The following is a 12,904-nucleotide window of genomic DNA, read 5'->3' as shown; positions in this document are numbered from 1 at the left end:
CTGACGGAAAGCGGGGGCAATCCATGAGCGAACGACAGCAAGCCGACAGCATCGAGCGACGCAGCGGCGTCTCACTGTGGCGCCAGATCGCCGACAGGATCCTGCAATCGATCGCTGCCGGCGATTTCGCCGAAAATGCCGCGCTGCCGCCGGAGGTGGCACTGGCCGAACACTATGGCGTCAACCGTCACACGGTGCGCAGCGCCATATCGGCGCTTGTGCAGGAAGGGGTGCTGCGGGCCGAGCAGGGACGCGGCACCTTCGTCCTGTCGCGCAAGCGGCTGTCATATCCGATTGGCGCGCGGACACGCTTTTCAACTGGCCTGCAGGGGCAGACGTCGGAACGGCACATCGTGCTGCTCGCTTCGTCGGTCGAGCCCGCCAGCCAGCGCGTGGCCGAAGGTCTTGGCCTTGCCAGGGGCGCCGAGGTGATCCGGTTGGAGACACGCGGCGAGGCTGACGGACGGCCGGTGTCGCGCGCCGCCGGATGGTTCGATGCCAGACGCTTTGTCGGGATCGACAAGGCGATGGCGCAAACCGGTTCTATCACCGCCTCGCTCGCACGTTTCGGTATCGACGATTATCTCAGGCAATCGACCGTGCTCTCGGCGCGCCATGCCGACGCCGCCGATCTCGCCGATCTCGACCTGCAGCCGGGCGCCATCGTCCTGGTCACGGTGGCGGTCAACGTCACGCCCGACGGCCAGCCAATCCAGTTTTCGGAGTCGCGTTTTCCGGCCGAGCGAGTGGAGTTGAAGCTGTCGGCGCTGTGACGCCTGGCTGTCCGATCTCGATCACGGCCTTGATCAGGCCCGACTTTTCGTGGGCCCAGCGTGCGAGATCGCCTGGCGTATCGGCCAGCGTGGTGCGGTGGGTGACAAGCTTGGACAACGGCACGGCACCATGGCGAATCGAGGCCGCGACATGGTCGAAGTCGGCGCGCAACGCATTGCGGCTGCCGATCAATGTCATTTCTCGCTTGTGGAACTCGGGATCGGAAAAGGCAATGTCGTCCTTGACGACGCTGACCAGTACCAGCGCTCCGCCATGCGCGACGTGGGCGAAGGCCGATTGCACCGATCGCGTGTTGCCGGTGGCGTCGAAGACCACGTCGAAGCCTTCGCTGCCGGTCGCATCACGCACCAGATCGGACACGGGTGCTTGCGAGCCGTCGAGAATCGAAAAGCCGAGTTCACTCACCGCGAAGACCAGTCTTTCGGTGCTCATATCGAGAAGTGTCACATCCAACCCGGCAATGCGGGCGAAGATGGCGGTGCCGAGCCCGATCGGCCCGGCTCCGATGACCAGAGTGCGGGCGCCAGGCTCGGCCCGGGCGCGCCGGACGGCATGCGCGCCGATGGCCAGGAATTCTACGGCGGCGGCGTCGGCGAGCGACAGGCCGTTGGTGGGATAGAGATTCTCAGCCGGCACCAGGATCTGTTCGCACATGGCGCCGTCGCGGTGCACGCCGAGCACTTCGATCCTGACACAGCAATTGGGCTTGCCATGCCGGCAGGCGATGCATTTGCCGCAGGAAAGATAGGGGTTGATGATGACCGGTTCGCCAAGGGCGAGGTCGACGCCTTCGCCGCGCTCGATCACTGTGCCGGAGACTTCATGGCCCATGATGCGGGGATAGGCGAGGAAAGGGTGCTTACCCTCGAAGATATGGTAGTCGGTGCCGCAGATGCCGACATGGCTGACCGCCACCAGAGCCCAGCCGGGAGGCGGCGCGCCGGGAGCCGGGTGGTCTTCGACAACAAGGTCGCCGGGCGAGCGGCAGACGACGGCTTTCATGCTTTGATCCAGTCTGTTCAAGAAATCGCCGGCCCGCGCCAGGCCGGCGATCGATTGGAATGCGTCATTTGCCGCGGCGGCGCAGTCCGTCGAAGTAGACGATGATGATGATCAGCGCGCCGGTGATGATGCGCTGCCAGAACGAGTTGACGTTGAGCAGGTTGGCGCCGTTGTTGATGGTGGCCAGGATGAAGGCGCCAAGCAGCGGCCCGTGCACGGAGCCGACCGCGCCGAACAGCGAGGTGCCGCCGATCACCGAAGAGGCGATCGCCTGCAACTCCCAGCCCTCGGCCTGGGTCGGGTTGCCGATGCCGATGCGGGCGGCGAGCAGCACGCCGACGAAGGCCGCGCACAGGCCGGAAAGCGTATAAGCCATGTAGATGGTGCGCTGGACATTGACGCCGGACAGGCGCGAGGCCTCGGCGTTGGATCCGACCGAAAAGAGATAGCGGCCCCAACGGCTGTGATGCAGGAAGACATAGGCGGGCACACCCACCAGGATCACCATCCAGAACAAATTGGGGATGCCGACAAAGGAATTGCGCGAGAAGGCGGTAAAGCTGTCGCTGTTGATGTTGATCGAGTTGCCGTTGGTCATCAAAAGGCCGATCCCGCGCAGCGAGGTCAGCGTCGCCAGCGTGATGATGAAGGGCGGCAAGCCCATCTTGACGATGCCGAAGCCATGGAAAAGGCCGATGGCGACACCGACGAGCAAGGTGATCAGGATGGCGACCGCGATCGGAACGCCGGCATTGATCAGCAGGGCGACGACGACGGTGGCGAAGCCGACCACCGCGCCGACCGACAGATCGATGCCGCCGGTGATGATGACGAAGGTCTGGCCGACCGCCATGATGGCGATCATCGAACCCTGCCGCAGAAGATTGGCGATGTTGTTGCCCGAGGCGAAGCTTGGCGCCGCCAGGGACAGGACGATCCAGAGCAGCACCAGCAGCGCCAGCAGCGTCAGCCCGAACAGGACGTTGTAGTTGCGCTTCGGTTTTTCGGCGGGGATCGCCTCGATGCTCATGTCTGTCCTCCCAGTTTTTCTTGTTTCTCGGCGAGCGCCTGCGTGAGAATGTCCTCGTGACTGGCGGTGTGGAACCCGTGCGTGGCCACCAGCTTGCCGCGCCGGAACACGTGCAGCGTGTCGGCCAGTTCGTAGACCTCCGGCAAATAGGACGATATCAGGACGATGCCGGCGCCCTTCGACAACAGTTCCCCGAACAGGCGATAGATCTCCGCCTTGGTGCCGACATCGACGCCGACCGTCGGCTCGTCGAAGATGAACAGCTTGGCGCCATGCGCCAGCCATTTGCCGATGACGATCTTCTGCTGGTTGCCGCCCGAAAGGCTCGACGCCAGCGCCCCGCGCGTCGGCGTCTTGATCCTGAGGCCGGCGATCTGACGGTCGGCCTCGGCCTTTTCTTTCGCGTTCGAGATCAACAGATTGCTGGAGATGCGCTTGTAGATCGGCAAATTGAGGTTGAGGCCGACCGGCAAATTGAGGCAGAGGCCCTGGTCGCGACGGCTTTCCGGCGCCAGCGCCATGCCGAGCTTGATGGCGTCGTGCTCGGAGTTGATCTGGACGTCCTTGCCTTCCCACAGGATCTGGCCGGCCGACTTCTTGTGACGTCCATAGAGAGAGGTGACGAACTCGCTGCGGCCGGCGCCGATCAGTCCATAGAGGCCGACGATCTCACCGGCACGCACCGTCATCGAGATGTTCTCGAAGCCTTTGCCGGACAGGTTCCTTGTTTCGACGATCGGAGCGCCAGGCGTGAAATGCTCCTTGTGGTAGACCTGTTCGATCGAGCGGTTGATCATCATCTTGACCAGCTCGGCATCATTGGTCTCTGCGATGTTGCGTGTGCCGACCAGCGTGCCATCGCGCAGTACGGAAACCCGGTCGGCGAGTTCGAAGACCTCCTCCATGCGATGGCTGATGTAGATGATCGTCACCCCTTCACCCTTCAAGCGGCGGATCAGCGTGAAGAGCTGGTCGGCCTCCTTGCGGGTGAGGTAGGCCGTGGGTTCGTCGAAGATCAGGAATTTGGTGCCGCGCACCGTGGCGCGGGCAGCGGCGATCAGCTGTTGCTGGCCGATGGTGAGATCACCCAGCACGACATGCGCCGGCAGGTCGAAGCCGAGATCGTCGATGATCGTCTGCGCTTCCCTGACCATGGCGCGCTGCTGCAGGATGCCGAAACGGGAATTTTCCTCGCCAAGGAACATGTTGGCGGCAACCGTCAGGTGACGGCACAGCACGACTTCCTGGTGCACGGCATTGATGCCGAGCGCCATAGCTTCATGCGGCGTCGCCAGGGCTGCCGGCTGCCCTTCCCAGAGGACCTCGCCAGAGGTCCGCGGCATGACGCCGGTCAGGAGTTTGATGAGGGTCGATTTGCCGGCGCCGTTCTCGCCGACGATGGCGTGGATTTCGCCTGACTTGAAGGCGAGATTGACCGGCTTCAGCGCATGGGTGCCGGGGTAGCGTTTTTCCAGCCCGCGTAGTTCGAGGATGGTCCTGCCGGGTTCCAGCACGGGGGCCGGATGCAGTTCCTGCGCCGTCGGCGTCATGGCAATCCTCCCAGATTGGCCTCGCGGTTGGCATTCGGCGAGGCTGCGGTCGTCTTTCAGGCAAAGGCCAAACGGGCTGATCGCCAAGCCGCTTTGGCGGCGGATGCTTCCGGGGCCCTGGCCCCGGAAGCGGTTTTAACGCCGGCTGCTTAGAGCTTTGGATTGAGCAACGCGTCGATCTTGGGGTCCTTCATATTGGCCTTGGTCACCAGATTGGCGCCGGTGTCCACATTGGCCTCGACCTTCTCGCCCTTCGAGGCGGCAAGCGCGGTCTTGATGCCGTCATAGCCCATCCGGTAGGGATCCTGGACGACGAGGGCGGAAATGACGCCGTCGTTGAGGAACTTGATCAGCTTCTCGTCGCTGTCGAAGCCGACCAGCGCCAGCTTGCCGCCAAGGTTGTTTTCGGCGACGGCCTGGCCGACGCCCTGCGCCATGATCAGGTTGGAGGCGAAGATGCCCTTGAGGTTCGGATTGGCGGTGATCAGGTCGGTGGCGATGTTGAGCCCGGTGGTGGCCTGGCCGTCGGCGTATTTGTCGGCGACCAGCTTCAGGCCGGGATATTTTGCCTTGAGCTGCTCGGTGAAGCCCTGCTTGCGCTGTTCGAGCGAGCCGGCGCCGGGAGCGTTGGTGATCAGGGCGACGTCACCCTCGACCTTGCCGCCATTGGCGGCGCCGATAGCGGCAGCAAGGCCGTCCGCGGCGACGCGTCCGCCCTGCACGTTGTCGGTGGTCAGGAACGAGGTGAAGGCCTTGGAGTCGGCGCCGGAGTCGATGCCTATGACCTTGACCTTGGCGGCCGCTTCATCGATCGGCTTGCCCAACGCCTTGAATTCGGTGGGCGCGATCACGATCGCGGCGGGGTTGCTGGCGACGGCGTTCTCGAGGATCGAGACCTGGCCGTTGACGTCGGTCTCGGCCTGGGCGCCGAGTTCCGGCACGTTGATGCCGAGATCCTTGCCAGCCTTGCGGGCGCCGGCCAGAACGATCTGCCAGTAGAAGGACGTGGTGTCCTTGACGATGATCGGGATGGTCACATCCGCCGCCGAAACGGGTGCGGTATGCATGACGCCGGTGAGCATCGATGCTGCCGCCAGGGCCATGACGGCGCGGCGGTTGAGAATGCTGGTCACGAATTTCATAGGATCCTCCCTAAGTCGCCCGGTGAACGTTAACGGAAGCTCCGTCCGGATAGGCGTGGCCCAAACAGAACTTTATCAATAAAAAACAGTTGCACCGTTTTGATAGTGCATCGATCCAGCCGATGCAAGCGGTGTTTGAGCCGGTTCTTCCCGACAATGACTCCCCTGGCGGCGGCTTCTCCTTTGTCGCGGTCAGGCGCTCCCGTCTCCGTTCTGTGAAGCTATGGAATATTAATTCCATAAATCAGTCAATATGGAATGTTCATTCTTCTCCGGATCGCGACATCGTGAAGGCTGGTCGCGCCCCCGTGCACATCGCCAAGATGCGCTTCAATGCAGTTCCTGCACCACCGTATAGGAACGATACCTGGCATATTCCGTCTCCGGCACGTCGATATCGAGCAGCTCGAGGTTGCGCGTCAGGTTTGCCAATTTTGCGGTACCGGTCAGCACGGTGGCAACCGCGGGTTCGTGCAAAGGAAACTGGAACGCGGCGGCGGGCAGCGGGTAGCCCCCTTCACCGGCAATCTTTTCCATGGCATCGACACGGTCGAGAACATCGCGGCTGGCGGGCTGGTAGTCGAAATGCGCGCCCTGCACCGGCCCGGTCGCCAATATGCCCGAGTTGAAAACCCCGCCAATGACAAGCGAGGTCCGTTGCGCCCGGCATAGCGGCAGCAATTCGGCTTCCGCGCTGCGGTCGAGCAAGGAATAGCGGCTGGCGAGCAGGATGCAGTCGAGCGGCGCGCGGCGCATCACGTCGAGGCAGATCTCGACTTCATTGACGCCGAGCCCGTAGGCGGAAATCGTGCCGGCCCGCTTCAGTTCCTCGAGCGCCTTGAGGCCGCCGTCCATAAACTGGCGAAAATGCAATTTGGTTTTCTCGACCCCATGCGTGTAAACGCCGATATCGTGGACAAACAGGATGTCTATCCTGTTTAGCCCAAGGCGCGCATAGCTGAACTCGACCGAGCGCATGATGCCGTCATAGGAATAGTCGTAGTCCAGCGCGAAGGGCAGCGGATCGACGTAGGAGTGGTCTGGCACCTGATCTTCGGGCACCGGGTGGAGCAGGCGGCCGACCTTGGTCGACAGCACATAGGAGTCACGCGGCTTGTAGCGCAGGAAATCGCCGAAGCGCCGTTCCGACAGGCCGAAACCGTAGAAGGGCGCGGTGTCGAAATAGCGCAGGCCCGCCTCCCAGGCGCCCTGCAGCGTTTCCATCGCCGCTTCGCGCGAACACGGCCGGTAGAGGCCGCCGATCGCGGCGCCGCCGAAACTGACTTCGGTGACCTCCAACGCGGTCTGGCCGATGCGGCGTTTTTCCATGCGCAACCTCCCTATCCCGGCCACCTGTCCGGCCGGGCAGTCTATCGGATATCAATCGAAATCAGAGCGTCGCGCCGAGATGCCAGGGCACGAATTCGTTGTCCCCGTAGCCAAAATCCTCGCTCTTGGTCTTGCGACCCGAAGCCGTCTCGACGATCAGTTCGAAGATCTCGCGGCCCATGCCGGCAATGGTCTTTTCGCCGGAGGCGATGACGCCGCAATTGACGTCCATGTCCTCCTCCATCTGGTGATACATGGTCGAGTTGGTGGCGACCTTGATCGAGGGGGTCGGCCGGCAGCCGAAGCAGGAGCCGCGGCCGGTGGTGAAGACGATGACATTGGCGCCGCCCGCGACCTGACCGGTGGCAGAGACCGGGTCGTAGCCGGGCGTGTCCATGAACACCAGCCCATTGCCGGTGACCTTCTCGGCGTAGCCGAAGACGCCGTTGAGCGGCGTCTGGCCGCCCTTGGCGACCGCGCCCAGCGACTTTTCCAGGATGGTGGTGAGGCCGCCGCGCTTGTTGCCGGGCGACGGATTGTTGTCGATCGAGGCGCCATGCTTGGCGACGTGATCCTCCCACCATTTCACGTAACCATCGAGCTTCTTGGCGACCTCGGGGCTTGCGGCGCGATAGGCGAGCAGGTGCTCGGCGCCATAGATTTCCGTCGTCTCGGAGAGGATGCCGATGCCGCCGACGCCAGCGAGGATGTCGACGGCCGCACCCAGCGCCGGATTGGCCGTGATACCCGACATGCCATCGGAGCCGCCGCATTGCAGGCCGACGACGATCTCGCTGACGGGGATCGGCTCGCGCTTCAACTGGCCGACTTCCTCGGCGATCTCGGCCAGCACGCCCATCGCCTTTTCGACCGATTTGCGCGACCCGCCGGCATCCTGGATGTTGAAGTGGCGCTTGCCGGCGGCGGCACCCTTCTGGCCGTAAAGCGTGAGCTGGTTGACCTCGCAGCCGAGCCCGACCATCAGCACGCCGCCGAAATTCGGGTGGCGGGCATAGCCGGCAAGCGTGCGGTGCAGCACCATCATGCCGTCGCCGGTGCCGCTCATGCCGCAGCCCTGGCCGTGGACGATGGGCACGAAGCCATCGATCCCGGGATATTTCGGCAAAAGGGTCCGGTTAGCGGTATCGGCGATCGAATGGCAGACGGTGGCCGAGCAATTGACGCTGGCGATGATGCCGATGAAGTTACGGGTGCCGGCGCGGCCATCGGCGCGGCGATAGCCCATGAATGTCCGGGCGCGGTCGGCCTCCGTCGCGTGCTCGGCCTCGCTTGGCGGCACCACGGGGAGGCGGCCGGCCTCGAAAACCAGATTGTGCGAATGGACATGCTCGCCCGGCGCGATGTCCTGTGTGGCGCGACCGATCGCCTGAGCGTATTTGACCACGGCTTCACCCGCGGCAATCGGCTTGATCGCCACCTTGTGGCCGGGCTCGATGACGGTGGCTGCGAGCGCGCCGCCCGGCAGCGCGGTGCCGATTTCGATGCGGCCATTGGCAACGGCGACATTGTCGGCGGGGGACAGAAGAATGGTATTCGAGACGTTCACGGGCGGTTTCCTGGGTGATCCTGGGATGCGCGGATTGACACGCGCCTGTTAAGAGTTAATGTCTTTTATCGTGAAAAAACAGTTTTGCGTCAATCGTTTTTTCACGGCGGTTCCGCCCTGGGTAAGTGGTGGCACTGTAGACGATGGAACGTCATATTGCGCTTCAAGCCGGCCGCCGCAAGCGCTGGCGTGCAACGGGTCAGGGGATGTCGAAGAGCAACAACGTCTACAAGGACGCCTTTAACCGTTGTCTGAGGCTGCTCGATGAAGCGCGCAGCCTGCCTTCGGAACCGGAGCTGGGTGCGCTGCTCGGCGTCAGCCGCACGACCGTGCGCAGCATCCTGGCGCGCATGGAAGAGACCGGGCTGATCGCCTGGAACAAGCGCGCCAAGACGGTGCTGCGCGACCCACGTTCGGATGATTTCTTTCCCGAGGAAGAGACCGACACGCTGGCCGAGATCATCGAACGGTCGTTCATGCGCAGGCTGCTGGCCGGCGGCGCCGAGGCCGGCATGCAGATCAACGAGCTCGAACTGGCGCGCGAGATCGGCGTCGGCACCACCAGCGTACGCGAGTTCCTGATCCGCTTCTCGCGCTTCGGCCTGATCGAAAAACGCCGCAACAGCCATTGGGTGCTGAAAGGCTTCACGCGGGCCTTCGCGCTGGAACTGACCGAGATCCGCGAAATGTTCGAATTGCGCTCGGCCGCCGCCTTCACCGCGCTGCCGCAGGACAGTCCGGTATGGAGCGATCTCGATCGGCTGGAAGGGGAACACCGCGTTCTGGCACGCGAGATCGCGACGCGTTTCAATGAGTTCTCGGAGCTGGACGAGCGCTTGCACCGGCTCATCCATCGTGCCTCCCGCAACCGCTTCATCGTCGATTTCTACGACGTCATCGCCATGATCTTCCATTACCACTACCAGTGGAACAAGGCGCAGGAACGCGAGCGCAACGAAGTCGCGATCGGCGAACACCTTGCCTATATCGAGGCGCTCAAGTCGCGCGATCTCGGCAAGGTCGATGCCGCCTGCCGCAAGCACCTGAAGTCGGCGCGCCAGACATTGCTGACCTCCATCCCGGAAAGCCGGCCATCCCAAAAGAACTGATCCTGCCGTGTTGCCGCAGCATGGAATTGCCGATTTTCGACCTCTGGCTGCCGTGGTAGGGATAGTCATCGATCGTTTGAGGAGGCAAATGGTGAACCGCCGCGAGAGACGCTGGAGCATGCCGGTCGCGCTTGTCGCGGGCTGTTTGCTGTTGCTCCAGTCGACACTTGGCGCGTTCGCCTTCAGCATCGGCCCTGATACCGCGCTGCTCGATGCCTTCGGCAACGTCATCTGTACCCGGGACGGCGCTACCCAGCTTCCCGCCGGCGACCAGCACCCGTCGCATCTGCCGGCCTGCTGCACACTCGGCTGCAGCATGTTTTCGCCGGCCTATACGCCGCCGCCCGATGCCGGGCTTGCGCTTGCCTCCCTTTCCTTCGAGACCGTCGCCTTCGTCTTCCCGGCGACCACGCATCTCGACTTCGCCCGCGAACGCTCCCCATCGAACCCGCGCGCGCCGCCACCGGCGGCTTGAGCCTGCTTGCTCGCGGAACCTTTCGCGAGCGTACTCATCCAAGATCAAACATTCGCGACCGGCGACGGCGCGATCATCACGTCATGGAGCAAACCATGTCCCATCCTTTCCGTATGTCGGCGGGCACTGTGTTCGGCCGAACCCTGTCTCGCTTCAAAGCCAATCTCGGCCTTGCCGCGTTGGCCTTCGCGCTTGTCTTCCTGGGCGCCCAGGCGGTCCTGGGGCATGAATTCAAGGTCGGCGATCTCGACATCGAACACCCCTGGTCGCGCGCCACGCCTGCCGGCGCCAAGGTGGCCGGCGGCTATTTCACCATCGTCAACAAGGGCAGTACACCGGACCGGCTGCTGTCGATTTCATCCGATGTCTCGGAAAAGGCCGAACTGCATCAAATGGGCGTCAAGGACGGCGTCATGACCATGCGGCCAGTGGATGGTGGCCTGGAAGTCCCGGCAGGCGGCAAGGTGGCGCTGGCGCCGGGTGGCTACCACCTGATGTTCATCGGCCTGAAGCGCCAACCCAAGCAGGGTGAAAAATTCGCCGCCACGCTGACCTTCGAGAAGGCCGGCACGGTCAATGTCGAGTTCGCCGTCGAAGGCATGGGCGAAATGGGCGGCATGGACGACCACGCCAATTGATCGCGCCGATCACAGTTTGAAATCAGAGGGACCATCATGAACAAATTTTTTTTGGCGGCCGGCGCGTTTCTCGTGCTGGGGACAAATGCCGCCTTCGCGCACATCACGCTCGAGACCCAGGAGGCGGCAGTCGGCTCGACCTACAAGGCTGTGCTGCGCGTGCCGCATGGCTGCGACGGCAAGGCGACGACGGCCGTGCGCGTGCAGATCCCGGAAGGGGTGATCGCGGTGAAGCCGATGCCGAAGCCCGGCTGGACGCTGCAGGCCAAGAAGGGCAAATATGAAAAATCCTACCAGCTCTATGGTCAGGCGGTTGCCGACGGGGTCAAGGAAGTCGACTGGAGCGGCGGCAATTTGCCAGATGAATTCTACGATGAGTTCGTCTTCCGCGCGACGCTGACGGCCGACCTGCCCGCGGGCCAGAAGCTGTACTTCCCGGTAGTGCAGGAATGCGGCGATGCCGCCGCCCGCTGGATCGAGATTCCGGCGGCCGGACAGGATGAGGACGCGCTGGAGAACCCGGCGCCCAGCATCAAGCTCACGCCGAAGAAATAGCTTTTCTCCCTGGCGCTCTGCTTGTCGGAGCGCCGCATCCCCACGGCATGGCATGATCGCAACACCTTCCTGGATGCTCGATACGAACAGCAAGCTCGTCGGCTGGATTGCCGGCGGGCTGCTCGCCGCGGCCATGGCGCTCATCGTCATAGCCTCGACAAGCCAGGCCCTTGCTCATGCGGCGCTGATCAAGACCGATCCGGCCGACGGTGCGGTGCTGGCGCAGGCCCCGGCGCGGTTCTCGCTGACCTTCAGCGAGCCGGTCTCGCCGCTGGTGCTGACGTTGATGACGCCCGACGGCACCCCGGTTCCGCTGACCGACTTCCGTCTTGGCGATCAGACGGTCGAGATCGACAATCCGCGGGCACTCAAACCCGGCACGCATGTGCTGAGTTGGCGTGTCATTTCCGCCGACGGCCATCCGGTCGGCGGCTCGCTGCTGTTTTCCATCGGCGCGCCAAGCGAGCCGCCGGCCGTGGCCGAGGCGATTGACTGGCCGCTGCGGTCGGCGATCTGGATCGGCAAGGTTTTTCTCTACATAGGCCTTTTCCTCGGCATTGGCGGCGCGTTCGCCTTTGCCTGGCTGGCCGGGGATGGCCGTGCCGGCCAGCGCTTTGTCACGGCCGCGATCTTGTGCGGGCTGGTGGCGGCCCCCTTGTCGCTGGGCTTTCAGGGTCTCGATGCGCTCGGGGCGCCGCTCTCCCATCTGGCGCAGGCGGTGATCTGGGACACCGGGCTCGGCACCAGCTTCGGCTGGACGGTGCTGATCGCCCTGGTCGCCTTGGGACTTGGCCTGCTGTCGCTGGCCGGGCCGCGCGCGGCCGCCAGGCCGCTTGCCCTTGCCGGGCTGGCTGGCGTCGGCGTCGCACTCGCCGCCAGTGGCCATGCCAGTGCGGCCGAGCCGCAATGGCTGACACGGCCGCTGGTCTTCGTGCATGGCGTCGGCATCGCTTTCTGGGCCGGCGCCTTGGTGCCGCTCGGCCTCGCGCTGAAGCGTCAAGCGGCGGGCGCCGTCGAATTCCTGCACCACTTCTCATGGGCAATCCTGCCCGTGGTGGCCTTGCTTGCCGCGGCAGGCATCGTGCTGGCCGTGATCCAGGTGCAGACACTCTCGGCGATGGCCGACACAGCCTATGGCCGGCTGCTGCTGGTCAAGCTCGCATTGCTGGTCTTCCTGTTCACCCTTGCCGCGGTCAATCGCTGGAAGCTCACCGCTTCGGCCGAGGCGGGAGCGACCGAGGTGCAACGCAGGCTCACCCGCTCGGTCGGCGTCGAAGTGCTGATCGTGCTGGCGATCTTCGGAGTCGCCGCGGGCTGGCGCTTCACGCCGCCGCCACGAGCACTGGCGATCGCGGCGGCGCAGCCTGTTTCGCTGCACATCCACGCGCTGCAGGCGATGGCCGACCTCAGCATCACGCCCGGCCATGCTGGGCCGGTGGTCGCCTCGATGATCATCATGACCGGCGATTTCGGACCGCTAGACGCCAAGGAGGTGACGCTGGTGCTGTCGAAGCCCGATTCCGGCATCGAACCGCTGAGGCGCGCGGCCACCAGGCCCGGCGACGGCAGCTGGCGTGTCGACAACCTCGTCATCCCTGTACCCGGCCGCTGGATGGTGCGCATAGACATCCTGGTCTCGGACTTCGAGATGGTGAAGATCGAGGCGCCGGTCGACATCAGACCGTAACGTCCCGGCTACACAATTGGGCGAG

At 63.9% G+C, this 12,904-nt stretch carries 12 protein-coding genes; 6 read left to right on the top strand and 6 right to left on the bottom strand.

The features are described 5' to 3' along the window. The first annotated feature begins 23 nt into the window (after positions 1-23). Complete coding sequence (phnF, locus tag AC3CB8_RS29470; protein WP_352566002.1) at positions 24-773, top strand: phosphonate metabolism transcriptional regulator PhnF; 750 nt, start codon at positions 24-26, stop codon at positions 771-773. Here the strand turns inward: phnF and AC3CB8_RS29465 are convergent. The 6 genes from AC3CB8_RS29465 to AC3CB8_RS29440 form a co-directional block, all read right to left on the bottom strand. Next, positions 691-1,797, bottom strand: coding sequence for a zinc-binding alcohol dehydrogenase family protein (locus AC3CB8_RS29465; protein ID WP_352566004.1), 1,107 nt, complete (start codon positions 1,795-1,797; stop codon positions 691-693). The genes phnF and AC3CB8_RS29465 overlap by 83 nt on opposite strands. Positions 1,798-1,861: 64 nt before the next feature. Further along, on the bottom strand, positions 1,862-2,827 hold the full coding sequence (locus AC3CB8_RS29460) for an ABC transporter permease (RefSeq protein WP_352726390.1): 966 nt from the start codon (positions 2,825-2,827) through the stop codon (positions 1,862-1,864). Further along, positions 2,824-4,377 carry a sugar ABC transporter ATP-binding protein gene (locus tag AC3CB8_RS29455; protein ID WP_023770672.1) on the bottom strand — a complete coding sequence of 518 codons (1,554 nt, stop codon included), beginning with the start codon at positions 4,375-4,377 and terminating at the stop codon, positions 2,824-2,826. Before AC3CB8_RS29455 ends, AC3CB8_RS29460 begins: the two co-directional genes overlap by 4 nt. Before the next feature lie 149 nt (positions 4,378-4,526). Continuing rightward, the gene (locus tag AC3CB8_RS29450) at positions 4,527-5,519 is read right to left on the bottom strand and encodes an ABC transporter substrate-binding protein (RefSeq protein ID WP_023770671.1); all 993 of its coding nucleotides are present in this window, start codon (positions 5,517-5,519) and stop codon (positions 4,527-4,529) included. A gap of 330 nt (positions 5,520-5,849) precedes the next feature. After that, positions 5,850-6,848 (bottom strand): aldo/keto reductase, encoded by a 999-nt coding sequence (locus AC3CB8_RS29445; RefSeq protein ID WP_352566006.1) that lies wholly within the window; start codon positions 6,846-6,848, stop codon positions 5,850-5,852. 61 nt (positions 6,849-6,909) lie between these two features. Then, entirely contained in the window at positions 6,910-8,415 is a 1,506-nt protein-coding gene (locus tag AC3CB8_RS29440) for a UxaA family hydrolase (protein ID WP_015315665.1), read from the bottom strand. Between the two features lie 206 nt (positions 8,416-8,621). On the opposite strand from AC3CB8_RS29440, the gene AC3CB8_RS29435 reads away from it, so the two are divergent. From AC3CB8_RS29435 to AC3CB8_RS29415, 5 genes are all read left to right on the top strand, one after another. Continuing rightward, positions 8,622-9,524: a GntR family transcriptional regulator gene (locus AC3CB8_RS29435; RefSeq protein ID WP_023770669.1), complete on the top strand. Its 903-nt coding sequence runs from the start codon at positions 8,622-8,624 to the stop codon at positions 9,522-9,524. 118 nt (positions 9,525-9,642) lie between these two features. After that, positions 9,643-9,999 (top strand): DUF2946 family protein, encoded by a 357-nt coding sequence (locus AC3CB8_RS29430; protein ID WP_023770668.1) that lies wholly within the window; start codon positions 9,643-9,645, stop codon positions 9,997-9,999. Positions 10,000-10,094: 95 nt separating this feature from the next. Next, the gene (locus AC3CB8_RS29425) at positions 10,095-10,637 is read left to right on the top strand and encodes a copper chaperone PCu(A)C (protein ID WP_023770667.1); all 543 of its coding nucleotides are present in this window, start codon (positions 10,095-10,097) and stop codon (positions 10,635-10,637) included. Between the two features lie 36 nt (positions 10,638-10,673). Then, entirely contained in the window at positions 10,674-11,192 is a 519-nt protein-coding gene (locus tag AC3CB8_RS29420) for a YcnI family copper-binding membrane protein (RefSeq protein ID WP_023781069.1), read from the top strand. A 52-nt stretch (positions 11,193-11,244) separates the two neighbouring features. Then, positions 11,245-12,879, top strand: coding sequence for a copper resistance CopC/CopD family protein (locus tag AC3CB8_RS29415; protein WP_352566009.1), 1,635 nt, complete (start codon positions 11,245-11,247; stop codon positions 12,877-12,879). Positions 12,880-12,904: the final 25 nt, after the last annotated feature.

The sequence above is a fragment of the Mesorhizobium sp. P160927 genome, from assembly GCF_057766385.1.
This window is presented reverse-complemented; position numbering and strand designations above follow the sequence as displayed.